16 protein-coding genes are annotated in these 18,138 nt (G+C 30.1%); 5 read left to right on the plus strand and 11 right to left on the minus strand.

Translation table 11 applies throughout. The features are described from left to right. Positions 1-187: 187 nt before the first annotated feature. The gene (locus tag Q4528_RS00065) at positions 188-1,333 is read left to right on the plus strand and encodes a glycosyltransferase family 4 protein (RefSeq protein ID WP_046467089.1); all 1,146 of its coding nucleotides are present in this window, start codon (positions 188-190) and stop codon (positions 1,331-1,333) included. 144 nt (positions 1,334-1,477) lie between these two features. On the opposite strand, the gene Q4528_RS00070 is transcribed toward Q4528_RS00065, so the two are convergent. Next, the gene (locus Q4528_RS00070) at positions 1,478-3,079 is read right to left on the minus strand and encodes an L-lactate permease (RefSeq protein WP_029055783.1); all 1,602 of its coding nucleotides are present in this window, start codon (positions 3,077-3,079) and stop codon (positions 1,478-1,480) included. Positions 3,080-3,418: 339 nt separating this feature from the next. Between Q4528_RS00070 and Q4528_RS00075 the strand changes: the two genes are divergently transcribed. Then, positions 3,419-5,101 (plus strand): CDP-glycerol glycerophosphotransferase family protein, encoded by a 1,683-nt coding sequence (locus Q4528_RS00075; RefSeq protein ID WP_046467088.1) that lies wholly within the window; start codon positions 3,419-3,421, stop codon positions 5,099-5,101. Between the two features lie 94 nt (positions 5,102-5,195). Here Q4528_RS00075 and Q4528_RS00080 read toward each other — a convergent pair whose 3' ends face one another. The 3 genes from Q4528_RS00080 to Q4528_RS00090 all read right to left on the minus strand — a co-directional run bounded on the left by Q4528_RS00080 (position 5,196) and on the right by Q4528_RS00090 (position 9,005). Beyond that, a complete protein-coding gene (locus Q4528_RS00080; RefSeq protein ID WP_046467087.1) occupies positions 5,196-5,957 on the minus strand; it encodes a hypothetical protein in 762 nt (253 codons plus the stop codon). A 220-nt stretch (positions 5,958-6,177) separates the two neighbouring features. Continuing rightward, positions 6,178-8,340, minus strand: a complete 2,163-nt coding sequence (locus Q4528_RS00085) for a bifunctional glycosyltransferase/CDP-glycerol:glycerophosphate glycerophosphotransferase (protein WP_237450909.1) — start codon at positions 8,338-8,340, stop codon at positions 6,178-6,180. A 152-nt stretch (positions 8,341-8,492) separates the two neighbouring features. After that, positions 8,493-9,005, minus strand: coding sequence for a GNAT family N-acetyltransferase (locus tag Q4528_RS00090; RefSeq protein ID WP_046467086.1), 513 nt, complete (start codon positions 9,003-9,005; stop codon positions 8,493-8,495). 241 nt (positions 9,006-9,246) lie between these two features. On the opposite strand from Q4528_RS00090, the gene tatA reads away from it, so the two are divergent. Both tatA and tatC read left to right on the plus strand, forming a co-directional pair. Beyond that, positions 9,247-9,465 (plus strand): twin-arginine translocase TatA/TatE family subunit, encoded by a 219-nt coding sequence (tatA, locus tag Q4528_RS00095; RefSeq protein ID WP_017636815.1) that lies wholly within the window; start codon positions 9,247-9,249, stop codon positions 9,463-9,465. Further along, positions 9,449-10,183, plus strand: coding sequence for a twin-arginine translocase subunit TatC (gene tatC, locus Q4528_RS00100; protein WP_046467085.1), 735 nt, complete (start codon positions 9,449-9,451; stop codon positions 10,181-10,183). Before tatA ends, tatC begins: the two co-directional genes overlap by 17 nt. Before the next feature lie 30 nt (positions 10,184-10,213). Here tatC and Q4528_RS00105 read toward each other — a convergent pair whose 3' ends face one another. The 3 genes from Q4528_RS00105 to efeO are packed head-to-tail and all read right to left on the minus strand — an operon-like array spanning position 10,214 to position 13,981. Further along, complete coding sequence (locus Q4528_RS00105) at positions 10,214-11,923, minus strand: FTR1 family protein (protein WP_303520014.1); 1,710 nt, start codon at positions 11,921-11,923, stop codon at positions 10,214-10,216. After that, a complete protein-coding gene (gene efeB / locus Q4528_RS00110; RefSeq protein ID WP_017636818.1) occupies positions 11,904-13,130 on the minus strand; it encodes an iron uptake transporter deferrochelatase/peroxidase subunit in 1,227 nt (408 codons plus the stop codon). Before efeB ends, Q4528_RS00105 begins: the two co-directional genes overlap by 20 nt. Then, positions 13,127-13,981 (minus strand): iron uptake system protein EfeO, encoded by an 855-nt coding sequence (gene efeO / locus Q4528_RS00115; protein ID WP_046467084.1) that lies wholly within the window; start codon positions 13,979-13,981, stop codon positions 13,127-13,129. Before efeO ends, efeB begins: the two co-directional genes overlap by 4 nt. Positions 13,982-14,278: 297 nt before the next feature. Here efeO and Q4528_RS00120 point away from each other — a divergent pair, with 297 nt between their 5' ends. Continuing rightward, positions 14,279-15,274: an acrylyl-CoA reductase family protein gene (locus Q4528_RS00120; RefSeq protein ID WP_046467083.1), complete on the plus strand. Its 996-nt coding sequence runs from the start codon at positions 14,279-14,281 to the stop codon at positions 15,272-15,274. 115 nt (positions 15,275-15,389) lie between these two features. Here Q4528_RS00120 and Q4528_RS00125 read toward each other — a convergent pair whose 3' ends face one another. The 4 genes from Q4528_RS00125 to Q4528_RS00140 form a co-directional block, all read right to left on the minus strand. Then, on the minus strand, positions 15,390-15,791 hold the full coding sequence (locus Q4528_RS00125; protein WP_017636821.1) for a GNAT family N-acetyltransferase: 402 nt from the start codon (positions 15,789-15,791) through the stop codon (positions 15,390-15,392). A 19-nt stretch (positions 15,792-15,810) separates the two neighbouring features. Further along, positions 15,811-16,845: an NAD(P)/FAD-dependent oxidoreductase gene (locus Q4528_RS00130; RefSeq protein WP_017636822.1), complete on the minus strand. Its 1,035-nt coding sequence runs from the start codon at positions 16,843-16,845 to the stop codon at positions 15,811-15,813. Positions 16,846-17,006: 161 nt separating this feature from the next. Next, positions 17,007-17,420: a DUF2871 domain-containing protein gene (locus Q4528_RS00135; protein ID WP_017636823.1), complete on the minus strand. Its 414-nt coding sequence runs from the start codon at positions 17,418-17,420 to the stop codon at positions 17,007-17,009. Between the two features lie 122 nt (positions 17,421-17,542). Continuing rightward, complete coding sequence (locus Q4528_RS00140; RefSeq protein ID WP_017636824.1) at positions 17,543-18,130, minus strand: YcnI family protein; 588 nt, start codon at positions 18,128-18,130, stop codon at positions 17,543-17,545. Positions 18,131-18,138: the final 8 nt, after the last annotated feature.

The raw sequence follows: 18,138 nt of genomic DNA on the forward strand, positions 1-18,138 counted from the left end.
TAATCAATACTTAAATGAAATAAACACCTATTTGAAAATGTCAATTTCTTAGTAACATCACACATAGATCAAAATGATATATCTCATTTATTGTTAATACTTATATTTTAACATATTCATTTAACTCATTTGTGAACTATGTCATGATATAATCAATATAAATTCATAAAAATTAAGAGGTGTTCAAATGAAGTCGTTCACATTTTTCATGCATAACATCTATGCAATGGGCGGAACGGTTAAATCTATTTCACAACTTGCTAATGCATTAGCTGAAAAAGGTCATCCAGTTACTATTATTTCTGTCTTCAGAGGTGCCGACAAACCCTATTTCAAATTGCATAAAGATATCAATATTAAAGTATTAATTGATTACCGTATGAAACCATCTAATATTAATGCTATTATTGCGAATCGTATTAAAAAATATACACCATTCTTAAAACCTAAACAATTATCACAGTATGAACCTGGACTTAATCAATTTTCGAGTTATGTTGAGAAGAAAATGATAAAAGCTATTAAACATGTTTCTACGGATGTTCTCATAGGTACAAGAGCAAGTTTTAATATTTTAATCGCTAAATATCAAAATAAAAAAGTTACAACTATCGCTATGGAACATATGAATTTCAATGCACATGATACAAAGTATCAAAATCAAATCATTAATGCATATCGAGAAATCAATAAAGTCACAACTTTAACTTCAGCAGATCGCGATATTTATCAATCAAAACTAAAAACACCTGTTTATGTTATACCTAATATCATTGATAACAAGAGAATTGCTTCTCAAAAGAAAAATATTATTATTGCTGCAGGAAGATTAGAATATGAAAAAGGATTCGATCTTTTATTAGAAAGCATTAGATTAATTCAAGACGATTTGAGACATTTAAACTATGTATTGCACTTATATGGCGATGGACAAGAAAAAGATTCATTAATTCAATTTATAAATCAATATCATTTACAAGATATTGTCGAACTTTATCCATCAACACCTAAACTTGATCAAAAGCTTGCTCAAAGTAAAATTACTGTCGTCCCATCAAGAAATGAAGGCTTTGGTATGGTCTTACTTGAAGCGATGGCTCAAGACAACATTGTCATTAGCTTTGGTGGTAATACTGGTCCTGATTCTATTATTAAAAATGGTAAAAATGGTTATTTAGTAGAACATGATGATACATCTCAATTGGCTAAACGAATTGATTTAACGATGCATAATGATAGTGAACTCCAATATATCATCAATGAGGGTAGACATACGCTAGAAAATTATACTGCCGAAGCTGTTTATAAAGACTTCATGAAAATGTTCAGCTAAAGTACATTATTAATTAATATTAGCTTTAAAATTTTCAATAGTATATACATCAAGACACCTTAATAAAACATATTAATAATATAAAAAACTGATTTCTCTTATATCGAGAAATCAGTTTTTTAAGTTTAACTACTAAATTTAATTTTATAATAATACTGATAAGATGAATGTCCAAATACAGATGAATATTAGTAAGCCAATACTATATCTCAAAGTCATTTTTAGTAATTCAGATTCTTTACCTACTTCTTTAACAGCTGCAGTTGCAATAGCAATAGATTGTGGTGAAATTAATTTAGCTGCAACCCCACCAACTGTATTAGAAGCAACAAGTAATGAACCACTCGTACCAATTTGTTGTGCTACAGATGCTTGGATAGGCGCAAATAATGAGTTGTTATTAACTACTGATCCAGTCATGAACACGCCAATCCAACCTAATATTGGAGAAAGTAATGGGAATACGTTTCCAGCTTTAGCAATACCTTGACCCATTGCACTACTTAATCCACCATAAGTAGTTATTTTAGAAATAGCTAATATGAAGCAAATTGTTAAAATAGGTAACCATAATTCTTTGAAAGTTACACCGAATAAACGTCCCGCATCACCAAAGCCAACTTTTTTAGACATTAATACTGTAATAATAATAGTGATTAAAATCGCAGTACCAGTTTGACCTATAAGATTTAATGATAATGTAATTGGTTTATGTGCAACTTCACTAAATGTTCCCGGTAAATTAAAGTTAAATACTAATCCAGAAAGTTTACCATTAGGTAAGAATAAATTCTTAAATGATGGTGCGCTCCAAATCATAACGATAACTGTTAAGATAACAAATGGGCTCCATGCATAGAAAATTGATTTTGCGCTATGATGTTTAACTGGTTCAGGTTCAACATCTTTTTGTATTCTAAATGTATGTTTCGGTTGGAATTTTCTTGAGAATAAAGCTAAAGCTAACATTGATGCTAATGGAGGAATAATATCTGCTAATTCTGGTCCATTAAATACAGTTAGTAAAGCTTGTAATACAGTATACGTAATAGAAACGACTAATATTGAAGGTAATGTTTCTTTAATTCCTTTAAAACCATCAATTATAAAGATTAATAAAAATGGTATGAAGAAGTTAATAATAACTAAAGTAAATACTGATGTTTGGGATACTCCCATTGCTGTTACACCACCAGGTAAATGAAGTGTATCAACAATCCCCACTGGAATACCAATGGCACCAAATGCACCTGAAGCTGCGTTAGCTACTAAACACAACATAGCAGCTTGTAAAGGTTTAAAGCCCAATTGCGCTAATAATAAAGCACAAATTGCAATCGGAACACCAAATCCTGCTGCCCCTTCTAAAAAGGCATTAAATGAAAAACCTATCAATAATAACTGGATACGTTGGTCTTGAGAAATACTTGTAATACTATCTTGAATCGTAGAAAATTGTCCAGATTCTAATGTGATTTTATATAGTAATACAGCCATCATTACAATATAACCAATTGGAATAATACCTTGGAAGAAACCTTCCACTACCGCACCTGAAGCAATTCCTACAGGTAATTTAAAGAATGGAATTGCAATCAATAAAGTAACGACTAATGTTGTTATAGCAGCATAAATCCCTTTCATTTTGAAAACAGTTAAACATAATAAAAATAAGATAATTGGTACTGCAGCAATAATACTTGATAACACTAAATTATCAAATGGATTGAATGAATTTACTAACATAGTATGACTCTTCCTTTACTTTAAATTTGTTTGTCTCTAGCTAGAGTTATATCAAAATAAAAATATTTATTATCTTTGATTGTGAGTCTTCTTCAAATTGAATTCATTTATAACTTGTGAACTTTTTCACAATTAAAATATATCATCTTATCGTTAAAATTACAACATTGATTTTATAGTTTTGCCCAATTATTTCCCTTTATTTTTTTATTCTTTATTTTTGTGTCAAAAGCTTGTAATGATAACGCTTACATAAATCATTAAACGTCCTCATTATGAATTAATGTGTTACACATGATAAAATAAGAAGAATAAATTTAGCCTAAAGAGGTCAGCGATATGATAAAGCAAATTAATATAACTAGTTTAGAAAACTTAGATATTCAACTTATGAAAGCTTTAGATGAAGGATATACACATTTTGTTCCATACTCTAATGATATAATGCTTCATCAAAAAATGCTTGATGCTGTTGAATTAAAGAGCACTTCAATTATTGTTGATTATACAATAGATAAAACCTATTTAAATGATTGCAGATATTTTGGGTTAGAAACAGTTGATTTTATAGATTGGGTTAAAAATATTAATCACTTTCCTAATGTGATTTATGAAATTAAATCTGCCCTAGTTCATCTTGAAAAATTTAATATTGAGACTATTTTTGATTTAGCTTTAGTAACCATTTTAAAAGGCCAACTTGCAGTAGATGGACATGTTGTCTTTGATTTTAAAACACCTATTTATACTAGTAGTCAACTTTGGTCATCTATTGATAAAAATAATATTAGTAAAATAAATCAATTTTATTTAAACAAAATCGCATATGAACATCGTCAAAAAATCCCATTCCCTAGATTTACTTATAATGATCATAGTGAATTAAGATACTCAGATTCTGTATTGTTAAGTACAAAATTCAGATTACCTAAGTGGATGTTCAAACCATTTAAAAATCATTCTTTAAAAAAACATAGAGAATTAAGTTATATCTATGATAAAGATAAGTCATTGCTTAAAGAACATGTTGTCTTTATGGGATTTGATTATGGTTATCGTGGTAATTCTAAATACTTATTTAATTATTTTGTTAAGAGAAATCCAACCATCAATACTTATTTTGTGACAAATGATAGACAAGGGCCACATTTTATATCACCTGAGGATTCTGAAACAAAATCTATGATAGAAACTGCTAAAGTAGTTGTCACGGAAAGTTATATTCCAGATGACATCAAACCAAATGGTACTATTATTCAACTTTGGCATGGTACTCCAATTAAAAAATTATTTTTAGATAGTCATGAACCAAACCAAAACTTAAATATATATAATTATAGAGCTCGTAAATATAACAAGTTAGCTAAACAAGATTACTTAGTATGTGATTCAAAATTTGCTATGGATATGTTCCATACAGCTTTCCCTACTCATGATACTGAAGTGTTACCTATTGGTTATCCACGCGTGCAATATTTACTAAACAAACTAAGTGAGTCATCATTTTATGAACAACTCAAACGCGACTTAAATTGCGATCTAAATAAACCAATATTACTTTATGCTCCAACTTGGTTATCAAATAATGAGTTAGACCCAACATTACCAATCACCGACCAATTATTGGATAAATATAACGTTATATTTAAAGGTCATGTCGAAAGTAGTCAAACCGTAAACTTACCTGATGAAGTGATTATTCCTCAAAAAGGAATAGAAACTCAAGATTTACTACTTATTTCTGATATCGTACTTACAGATTATTCATCTATAGTATTTGATGCACTAACAATTGATAAACGTGTATGCTTATATACACCTTATCATGACCAATACAAAGAAGAGCGAGGTATTTATAATCGTGTGATGAAAAGCTTAGCTAATGTTTGGTATACGGATCCTGATTTATTACTAAATGATTTAGTAACAGATATGATTCCTAAAAACGATAATCCGTATATCAATAAAAATAATCAATCCTTACAATATCTTACGAAGCTAATTCAAAAAGAGTTAAAATAACTAGAAACTAATGTTCTTATAAAGGCGTATCACAAAGTATTTACATTTGATGATACGCCTTTTTTATATCTATATATTTTGAAATAACATACTTTTATTTTCCATAAGCTGGGTCAACAACAACTGGTTCGCCTTGGCTATTTACAGTAACTATAGAATAAACACCATTTTGTTGTGGGTCTTTGAAACTAAATACATATCTATAATTGGCATTCTCACCTTCAATTGCATAGTCATTATACGTTTTATTACTACTGCCATATAAATTTGCTTCTTGTCTTGCTAAATCTAAAGCAGTTTGGAAGTTAGGTAATTGTTTTAATGCAGTTGATTGATTAACATTTGATTTTGATAAATTTCTAGCTACTGATGTGGCATTTTCTGATTGATATGGTGCTACGTAACCACTTGTACTTTGTGTTGATTGTGAAGATTGATTTGATGTTTTTTGATTGTTAGTATTACTAGCAGTTTGGTTTGAATTATTATTAGATGTATTCGCGTCATTCATATTATTAGATTGCTGAGTTGAATTGTCAGTACTTTTAGCTTGTTGATTTGAATCATTTCCACTATTATCATCTTGATTCTGACTTGTTGAATCATTACCACTTGTATTGTTTTGGTCATCGTTTTGATCATTATTTTGGTCATCTTTACTTTCCTTAGAATTGCTTTGATCATCTTTATTTGATGTTTTATCTTTTGAATGATCATTCGACTTTTTATCCTTTTGTTCAGTTTTAGATGACTCATCTTTAGAGTTGTCTTTATCTTTGTTGCTATCATCATTCGAACATGCTGTGGCACCTAATAAAAGTGATAATGCCAACAAACTCGTATATAATTTTTTCATCAGTACAACCTCCTAAATAATATTTTTTATTTCCAAAACATCTTCTCACCCTTTTTGTATTTATCTCTCTTTTTAAATATATGAACACACCAATGTCTTGGTCTACAATTAAGCATGTATTTTTCATAAAAAGAAACGAATATAAAAAGGGTATAATATTTAATTACTCATAAATATTATACCCTAAATTTATTAATTTTTCGTGTTATTTTATTAAAGTTTATTCTTCAATATTTTTATGAATTAATTCACCAATATATTGTGATGCTTTACCATCATCTACTGAACAGAATCGATTATAAAAGGCATCAATTTTATCTTGATACTCATGTTGAACTTTATCTAAGTCTTTAAGTTGTTTAGCTAATCCGTATGGTTCAGTAAAAATAGGACCTGGTAAATCTTTTTTATAATCCATATAGAATCCACGTAAGCCTTTATCATACTTGTCTATATCATATGCAAAGAAGAATTGTGGACGTTTTAAAATGCCGTAATCAAACATTACTGATGAGTAATCTGTGATTAGACAATCACTGACTAAGAATATTTCTGAAACATCATTATAATTTGATACATCGATAGCAAAGTTTTCAAATCCAGTTAAATCGATAGCATTTGAAATTAAATAATGCATACGTAATAAAATGACATAGTCTTCTCCTAATTCGTTGTATAGGTTGTCTAAGTCGATTTTTAATTCAAATAGATACTTACCTTTACTTACGAATTCATCATCTCTCCAAGTAGGTGCATACATGATGACTTTTTTATCTTCTGGAATGTTTAAATTCTTTTTGATTTCATTTTTAAATTCTTCGTCGTCTGCTCTATTTACTAAAACATCATTTCTAGGATATCCAATTTCTAAAATTCTTGGTTCATCCATCCAGAACGCACTTTTGAATATTTCTGATGAATATCTATTAGGTGAGATTAAATAATCCCATCTTGACGTTTCACGGTTGAAATTACGTTTATATTTTGGTGTTGTGGTACCTGGCATACGAACTACTTTCATATCATTTGCTAAACGTTTTAATGGTGTACCATGCCATGTTTGGATGTATGTTTGATTTTCTTTTTTATTTAAATATAAAGGCAATCTTGCATTTGAAACCCAGTGACTAGCTTCTGAATAAGCTTGATAAAATGCTTCTGAATTACGCTTAACCACTTCAGCGTCACCTGGGATAACATGGTTATTTGGGTTTTTAAATGACCATACATAACGATAATTTGGATAATATTTTTGCATATATTCATAAATATATTTTGGACTATCACTATAATTTTTACCACCGAATGATTCAAACACAATCGTTTTAGGTTTTACGTTTTCTTGTTTATCTGTTAATTCATAAACTGAACGATTTTTATTTTTATTACGTAAGACAATATTTTTCACATGTCTTAATGTTTTTCTGAACTGGTTAACTTGGAACGCTTTGTCAGTGTCATCATTAATCAGAAGAATCGTCTCAATTTTATTAATAAGATGTTGATGTTTGATTAAATTAACGTTTAAATAACGTGCTAATTCAACTAATGTTTCTTTGTGTGCAGCATATCTTTTCTTAATATCATGATGTGTTGGATCAAAATCTCTTGCAATTTGTTGTTCCAACTTGTCAATAATGAATGTTTTTGTTTCTTTAATTGTGACACGATTCATAGCATCGTAGAACATTTTGACATAATCTTCGAATAAAATATCAAAGTCTTGTTCACTCAATGTTGTACCTTCGAATGGGTCATATACTTCTCCTCGATAATAGAAGGAGAAATTGGTAATTCTCATGAATTTATTTACATATTTAGAGTATTCGATGACGAAAGACCAATCCGTATATACACTCAAATCTTCGTTGAATTCCAATTGATGTGCTTTTACAATTGCTGTTCTAAAAATAATATTACAAGCTGTTTGCTTTCTTAAAAATGAATTTATATTACTTTTACCAACATAATAATTAACTTTTACTCTATCTAAATCAACAAATTGTGGCTTTTTAAGCGTAAACGAATGTATAGGAGCTATTAAACCATCAGTGAAATTAAATTTTTCCAAATAAAAAGTAATGGCATAAGATGCAAGTTCATCATCTGCATCTAAAAACATGAAATAAGGTGTTTCTACTTCTTTCATTGCAACATTACGAGCATGTGCATGTCCTTGATTCTCTTCTAATTTAATGTAATTGATTTTCTTATCATAATCTTTAAGTGACTCGTTCATTAATCTCTCAGTTTGATCGGTAGAACCATCGTTTACAATGATAACCTCAAAGTCCTGAGTACGTTGTTGCTTAATACTTTCTATACAATTTTGGATATATTCCTCTGAATTGTAATAAGTGACAATAATCGTCAATGAATGCATCTAATACGTCCTTTCCAACGATAAATCTTTTATTTATAACAATATATTTTAAACATAATTTAAAAAATTAACGTCATCATTATATCTGAATTTGAACTAAGATGCGAATATTTCAATACTTTTAATTGATTATAAAAGTCAATTATTTGAAATTATAATTCTTTTTCCATAATAATATCTCTATCAACAACATCACCTGTATAGAATTCATGTTGACCAGTCTGAACAAATCCTCTTGATTTATAAAATTGAATTGCATTTGGATTATGTTCCCACACACCAAGCCATATTTTAGATTTTCCAAATGATTTGGCTTTTTCTACAGCTAAACTAATCAATTCTTTACCTCTTCCTCCACCTTGATGAGTTTGATAGAAGTAAATACGTTGTACTTCTAGGTAATCTTCTCCATGAGGTTCAGTTTGTGCGTTATCAATATTAAATTTCGTATATCCAACAATTTCATTATTTTCTTTAAAAAAGTAATGGAAAGATTCGGGATTGTTTAATTCTGTTTTTAACTTTTCAATATTATATGCGTCCTCAAAAAACTTTTGTAAATTTTCTTCAGTATAATATGGTTTAAATGTTTCATAAAATGTATCAATAGCTATTTTTTGAAGTGCTTTTACATCTTCAATATTAATTTCTTCAATTTGTCTCATTATATGATAATCCCCCTTTAGTAATGCAATTTAACAATACTCTATATTATTTTTCAGAATATTTCATTTATTATATATTATAAACTAGAATAATTGAAGACGATTAAACTATTTTGAGTGAAATGCATTTAATATAACTACGACGATTAAATTACTACAAAAACCAAATTATTTATTGATAATCTTTATCAATAAGTATAAAGTTATAATTAATCAAGTACTATTATAAAGGATGATAAAAATGGAAAACATGTTTGTATTAGGAATCGCTGGACCAACAAGCCTTGTCATTATAAGTATTATTGCATTAATTATTTTTGGACCAACTAAATTACCTCAATTTGGTCGTGCTATTGGATCTACGTTAAAAGAATTTAAATCAGCTGCTGAAAATATAGATGAAGATTCTACAGAAACTCCCAGTAAATCTTCAAAATCACAACGTGAACAATCAAAATAGTGCTACTTTACTAGAGCACTTCACTGAATTAAGACAACGCTTAGTACGCGTACTCATATCATTTATTGTCGCAACTATTATCATTTATATATCGTCTCATTGGTGGATTAAACCTTTTTTACATTATATAAAGCGTTCAGATGTAACATTGCATACATTTTCTTTTACTGAAACGATTCAAATTTATATTATGATTATCTTTTCAGTAGCTGTATGTATCATCGCACCCATCATCTTCTACCAACTTTGGGCATTTATTGCACCAGGTTTACACCACTATGAACGCAAATTTATATATAAATATAGTATTTTTTGCGCTGGATTATTTTTAATTGGTGTTGTATTTGCCTTCTTTATTGGGTTTCCGCTTATTATTAATTTTTCAATTAATTTATCGGATGCTCTTAGTATTGAACCTATTATCGGTTTAAAGGCATACTTAGGTGAATTAATACAATGGTTACTTGTCTTTGGATTTTTATTCCAAATACCCGTGTTATTTATGGGATTAGCTCATTTTGGTTTGATAGATCCTCATCAATTAGGAAAATATCGTAAATATATTTACTTTGCTTGTTTTGTTGTAGCAAGTATTATAGCACCACCAGATTTAGTTCTTAATTTACTATTAACGTTACCTTTAATCATCTTATTTGAATTTAGTATGTTAATTGCTAAAATCACTTACAAAAGGCAAAAAATCTCGAATGAAGTCTAGTTATTATAACTTCACTCGAGATTCTTTTTTTTATTTTTTACGTCTTTTTAAGACAAATGCAAGTATAAGTATGATTAAAATCACTTGTGCAATAATTGTTTCTACACTTGGATAAAAACCAATCCAACTAATTGTTGGTAAGCCTTCAATACTATGTTGGGACATATAACCTAGTGATTGTAATTTTTGAATACTTACACCTAACATTTTAAATGTCATAACAAATATTAATATGGATAATACTCTGAAAATAAAGCGTACTGGGATTAATTTAACAATAAATCTAAATGCAAAAGCAAAGATAACTAGTATTACTATTGCTAGTGCTATACCTAGAATAAAATCTTTTGTAGTGATACTACCTATCATACCCATATAGAATATGATAACTTCAACGCCTTCTCTTAATACTGAGATAAGACCAATAGTACCGAGAAGTATTAAGTTTCCATTGCTCATTGCACTGTTATACATATTTTGAATCATTTCATTCCAACGTTGTGCATTAGATCGACGATGCATCCAAATACCTACAATGTACATTAAGACAACAGCAACAATGCCGAGCACCGCTTCCATACCTTCTCTGACAACGCCATTATTACCTATTGTATAAATAAAGGCAATGCCTAGACCAATACTTAAAGCAAGCCCTAATAATCCACCACCAATAACACTTGATGTACCTTTAACTTCATTAACTTTACGTGTCATTGTTGTTAACGTCATGATAATTAATAAGACTTCTAGACCTTCTCTTAAGAAAATAATCATTACATCAACAAAAGAATATTCACCTTGACCAACTGTATCTTTAATTTCTGTATTCATTTCTTGTAGACCTTTTTTCACACGATCTTTATTTGAATCATCTAAAATACTTTGGTAATAAGGAATTTTGTCTTCTATTTTAGTGTATAAGCTACTATTTTTAGTTTGAATTTTACCCTCAACGTAAGGCCATATTTTAACAAATCTTGATAATGACGCATCTGCTTTATCTAAATCATTATCATTGATTCCAGCGATAGCTTTATCTAATTCATCATTAAGTTGAGTTACTTTGTATTTATCTGAATCTGTATCAGATTGCTTTTGATCAACAGTATCAATACTATCTTTAAATGTAGACCATGTAGATTTAACTTTATCCACATCTAAAGGTTCTTTTTGCACTGCAACTCGTAATTGCATTAAGTTCACTTCGATTTGGCCATATTTCCCGTCATCATAATTACGAATAACGGTTTCATTACTTGTCCAAATTGTATTCAGTTGATTGTTAAGCGATTGTAACTCTGTTTGATTTTTATCTTTGATTGCTTTTTTCATTGGTGCATCTTTTGCATCAACTGCTTGCTTTAACTCTTTGATTTTTCCTGAAGCATCTTTTGAAGATTGTTTATCTTCATAAGCAATAAGCGCCTTTGTTAACTCAGAAAGTTTATCAGCTTTAGTTTCATCTGATGAAGCATTTTCAACTTCCTTCAACTTACTGTTAACTTTCTTGCCTTCTTTACTATTTTTTATTTTTAAAGATTTGATTTCTTTTTTTACTTCTTTTAGTGCTTTAGATTTATCTGATGCACTTTTATCTTTATCTTCTATTGTTGATTTTGCATCTGTAATAGCAACATATGTTTCGCTCATTGAAGAAGTTTCGGCATAAGCAGGCGCAAACTTAAAGATAGTTAACCCAAGAATGATAATAGTAACAATCTTAATTAAATAGCGATTCACCTAGGTAGCCTCCCTTTTGTACACCTGGTAATACAATAAATGTTGCAGTTCCTCTATGTGTAATATATTCATTCAATTTGTCTTGATGTCCTAGATGATTTTGAATATCAATGAATTGTTGTGGAGACTTTTGGAAACAAATAAATAGTAGACCTGTTTCTAAGTTTCCTGTTTTCTCATTTGTTCCTGCCGTATAGTTATATGCACGTCTTTTTATTGACGTTTTAGCCTCTTTCGCTAAACGCGCATGTGCATCTTTAGGAATAACATATTCCCCTGTACTATCTTTAGCTTTAAGATCCATTTCATCAAATTCTTTTTTACCTGTTAACGGTGCACCAGAAGCTCTTTTTCTACCAAATGTAGCTTCTTGTTCTTCTAGTGCTGTACGATCCCACGTTTCAATATGAATTTGAATTCTACGTATAATGCAATATGTACCATTTTTAGCCCAACCATCATCAATATATACATAATCCTTATATTCATTTGTTTTGCGTGGATTGACTGTACCATCTTTAAATGCCATTAAGTTTCTAGGTGTTTCTTTTCCTTTGACTGATACAAAACCATTTTGAGACCATTTCACTTTGATTAAATCTCTAAATGGACGAATTAAATTATGCACAGCATGAAACGTTACTTGTTCATCATTTGAACATGCTTGAATCATGATATCGCCATCACTGTAATCATCTGTAATTTGGTCATTAGGGAAATGCGGTAAATCTTTATAATCTTTTCTAATTTTATTAGAAAGACCTAATTTTTTTAAAAATGATTTACTTACTCCAAAAGTGATGGTTAATTTACTGGCACCTAATCCAATAGCTTCACCTGTATCAACAGGTGGTAATAATGGATTTTTACTATCCTTTTCTACTGCATCGCCATCTGTCATATTGGCAGCCATCTTAGTCCATTCTTTAAACATATCTTTGATCGCATTTTTATCTTTAGATTTCAGTTCTAAAGATACGAAATTACAAGTTTTCTGAGTTGGTGTAGTAACACCCGCTTGCACTTTACCATAAAACTCGTAAGCATCTTTTTCTTCATCTTCTGGAGTGTCAAACATTGATTTAAATGAAAATACACTTCCTGCACCACTAGCACCTATAACGACACCGGCGCCACCTATACCCATCATTTTTAAAAATGATCGTCTAGTTACAGATGATGACTTTTGATTGTCTAGTTTACTCATTCAGTAACCACGGCCATTTTACTTAGCGGTTCTCCTAATGAATTCACAGCATCTGAAAGTGCTTTTCTATCTTTCTTAGTTACATCATTATATGATTTATAGCCATCGCCATCTTTATATTTATCTAGTAATTCATTTACTTTATCAAAGTTCTTTTGAATATCTGCACTTAATTTTTTATCTTTTTTCTCTAAAGTTGGTTTGAATAACTCATAGATTTTTTGTGCTCCTTCAATATTAGCTTTGAAGTCATATAAGTCTGTGTGTGAATAAATTTCTTCTTCACCAGTAATTTTAGAAGTAGATACTTCGTTTAATAAATCTACTGAACCTTGTAGCATTAATTTAGGTGTAATATCTAAAGTATCTGCTTTGGCGTGTAATTCTTTGGCATCTTTAAGTAATTGTTTAGCATCTTTTTTAGTTGTATCATCAATTTTGTTGTCTTGGTAAAGTTGCTTTTCAATTTTATGATAACCAGTCCATTCGTCCTCTTTCTTTTCTTCTTTCATATCTGCTAAACGCGCATCAATTTTAGGATCTAAATCACCAAAAGCTTCTGCAACTGGTTCAGAACGTTCATAATACATACGTACTTTAGGATATAATTCTTTAGCTTTATCCATATCATTGTTATCAATAGCATCTACAAATTGTTGTGTTCCTTTTAAGAACTCGTCTAATTGTTTGTCTGTGTATTTTTCATATTTTTTAGTAGCCTCTTTTAATTCGGCTTTATTTCCACTATCATTATTGCTCTTATTAGAACTATCTTTACTACTTTCTCCGTTATTTCCACACGCTGCTAAAAGTAATGACGACGTTAATAAAATTATTGGTAATTTTTTCATTATTACACCCCTACATAAATTTTTATTATTAAAAACAACTAGTCGCAATTGATAATCATTATCAAAATAATTATATGTTTCTCCTTTAATTGTGTCAATAACAATTCTTTTCAAAATTTATGAAACACTTTTTTTAACAATTTTATTTCTAAAACTTTATGACAATTCGTCACAATTTATATTAAAATAGTCGTGGCTAATTTTTGTCATTTTAAATTAAGGAAAGTTTTTATCATTTTAATAAGTAGAAGAAAACTTTATAATGAAGGTCATAAATATTGAAGGAGTGAACTTATAGTGTCAGAAAAATTTAAAGCTTATCTCGTAGATAGAGACGATGAAGGAAACGTCTCTTCAGATTTTAAGCAACTTACAGTAGATGATTTACCTGAAGGTGATGTACTGATTAAAGTACATTATTCAAGTATTAACTATAAAGATGCATTAGCTACTCAAAATAACAATGCAATTGTAAAACAATACCCAATGGTACCGGGTATCGATCTATCTGGTGAAATTGTTGAATCAAATGCACCAGGCCATTATGTAGGTGATAAAGTTATAGTAACTAGTTATGATTTAGGCGTAAGTCATTTTGGAGGATATAGTGAGTATGTTCGAGTTAAAAGCGAGTGGATTATTGATTTACCAGAGGATTTAACTTTAGAAGAAGCAATGATCTATGGAACAGCAGGCTATACTGCAGGATTAGCCATCGAACGTCTAGAAAATGATGGAATGACTATTGAAAAAGATAGTGTACTTGTCAGAGGTGCTTCTGGTGGTGTAGGTATGTTATCTGTTTTAATGTTAAATAAATTAGGTTATGACGTAGTTGCTAGTACTGGACGTAAAGATGTAGATGATAAATTAAAAGCGATTGGTGCTAAAGAAGTTATCGATCGTTTACCTGAATATGATCATAAGCCTCTAGCATCTAGAACATGGCAAGCAGCCATCGATCCTGTAGGTGGTGATAGTTTATCTAATATTGTAAATAGACTCGATAATAATGGTAGTGTCGCAGTAATCGGCATGACTGGTGGTACTAAATTTGAAAGTTCTGTCTTTCCACTTATTTTAAGAGGCATAAGTGTATTAGGTATTGATTCGGTATTCACTCCTATCAAATTGCGTAAATTAGTTTGGCGTCGTCTAGCCAAAGATTTAAAACCAAAACAACTGCATGATATTAAAGATGTCATTTCATTTGAAGATTTACCAAAAGGTATCGAACGTGTGATGAATCATCAACACATGGGTCGTATCATCATTGACTTTGGTGTTAAATAAACCTTAAAAATAAAATAAAGACGTGCTCGTTCAATATAATGTAAACTCAAAAAGTTAGATTAAAAGTTCTAATTTTTGAAGTTCATTACAATGATGAGTACGTCTTTTTATTATCCTAAAATAGGATATACATACCTGTTGAATGGGGTTCAGTAGACTGGAACCCAAATTTTTCATATAGTTTATCAGCTGGATAATCGGCCATTAAGCTTACATATGTACCTGTTACAGCATTTTCTTCCACATATTTCATAATATGTTCCATAATTGTACGGCCATAACCTTGTCCTTGATAATCAGGATGTAGTGCTACATCGACAACTTGAAGTGTAGTACCACCATCACCGGTAACTCTTCCCATCCCTATCAAAGTTTTATCATCATACAATGTGACATTGAAACATCCATTCGGCAATCCTTTTTGTGCCGCTTCTACCGACTTAGCACTCATTCCTGCATCTACTCTTAATTTCAAATAATCATCTACAGATGGTGCTTCATATTTAATGTTTATCATTTTGTTCCCCCGTTTTATATTAATATAGATATTGATTCATAATTTCTTTGTTTGATTCTTTAAATATTTCATTATGACTTGAAACATATCCTTCTGCAGCAGCATCAGGTTGGATATAAGTTTTAGCAAGGTTAGCAGCATTACCTGCGTCACTAAACGCACTTGCAATCAAATGAACCTTAGCTTCATGATGAACAATATCGCCACAAGCGTAGATGCCAGGAATATTAGTCGTTGTATTTCCAAATCCTTTTACTCGATATTCATCATACAACTCAAATTGAGACGTACAATCTTTTAATAATGGATTTTCATGATCGAATCCATGACTTATAATAACATCATCAAATGAATGAGTCGAAGTTAAACCGGTTTGTAAGTTAGTTAATTTAACTTGATGAATATAATTGTCTTCGTCGTTACCAATCAGTTCACTAATTTGTGTATAAGGTATCAACTGAACGCCTAAATCTTCAAGCACCTTAGTCATCGCTTCATAACCAGTTATCTCTGGTTTTCTATAAACTACGGTCACACTTTCAGCTATTTTAGCAATATCTCTCGCCCAATCTAATGCTGTGTTACCCCCTCCAGAAATAAGCACATGTTTGTCTTTAAATCTAGAGAATGATTGTACAACATAATGTAAGTTTGTAAGTTGATAACGCTCAGCACCTTTAATTTTCAGTGGTTTGGGATTAATAATACCTCCACCAATAGCAAAAATTACAGCTTTTGAATGATATACTTGTCCTTCTTCAGTTTCTATTTCAAAATGTCTTTCGTCTATTTTTCTTATATCAATAACACGTTCATTTAAATTCACTTTGGGATTAAAATGTAGGCCTTGCTGAATCATATCTTTAATGACTTCATGACACGGCTTAGGTGCTACGCCACCAATATCCCAAATTATTTTCTCTGGATACACTTGCATCTTACCACCAAGCTTATCTTGAACATCAATAATTCTCACAGACATACCTCTAAGCCCGGAATAAAAGCTAGCAAATAAACCTGCTGGACCGCCACCTATAATTGTAACGTCTTCCATTTAGTTTCCCCCTATTTAAACACTGTAAATAACATTTATATCATTTCTAAATGAAAATAATTATCATTCAATACTTTTACATTATACTATAAGGTATTTTACATATGAAGCAAATCATTTTATAAAAAAACTCGTGAGTCACTACCACTCACGAGCTGAAATTAATCTTTAGGTTCTTTAATGATTGCTTGTCTTAATAAGAAAAATAGTATTAATAATGCTGCTAACATAGCAGTATGACCCATTCCTGCAAATCCAGGGAATGAAGCCGGTACTGTTTTTCCTAATACTTGATAAGTACCTTTAACTGTCATCATACCAACTGTTACTAATACACCGATATGATATATAACAAAGAACCAATTAAATAAATAATAACTACTTAATTTAAATGACTTTTCTAATGATAATAGTAATAAAAACATAAACATACCTAAAATCAATGTATGTGTATGTACTAATGATAATTGTGTATCACCCGTAAAATGATGTGCTTTAGTTAGTTCTCTATAATAAAACCCACTAAATAATCCAATAATCATGTAAAAAAGAAATGAGTATAATAATCTTCGCATGATTCTTCCTCCCTCACGATTATATTATAAAACATATTCATTATTATGAAAGTGACAAAACAACAAATATTTAAGTTATAAAAGAGGACACGACCTATCAAAATCGCATCCTCTATGTTTAATTATTTTTTTGATTTTTTGAAAATAGCTACTAGAGAAAGTAAAATTGCTACAATTGATACAACCCATAACGCGATAGAACTACCACTTGTTGATGATTCATCACTTTGTGAACCAGTTGGGTTAGCCCCTTTTTTCACTGTTGTAATTGGTGCTGGGTGTTCACTATCTTCTTTACCGTCCCATTTAACAACATCGCCATTGTCATACGTTTGAACAGCTTTCCATTTAAAGCTACCTTCTTTATCTGGATTAGCTGCAACAATTGGGAATTCTATAAATTCATTAGGACCGATACCCTTACCAGTCGCTTTCCAAGTTACTTTAGTAATGTTACCTTTTTTATCTTTTTCAAATGAATGCTTAAATCCTTCAACTGGTGCTACATTCTCAAGATTAACGCCTTTTGGTACAGTTAATTCAACTTTTACCGTATTGTCATTTTGTTCAACTGGCACTCTCACATCATATTTATCATAAGATTCTGGTTCGCTTTCATTTGGATTTAAAGTTACATGTGCATCTGCAACCTTAAAAATTCCTAACGTAAAAAATAAAATAAAACTCATTGAAATTAATTTTTTTAACATAATTCGGC

This window comes from Staphylococcus pasteuri (genome assembly GCF_030547725.1).
GTDB lineage: Bacteria > Bacillota > Bacilli > Staphylococcales > Staphylococcaceae > Staphylococcus > Staphylococcus pasteuri.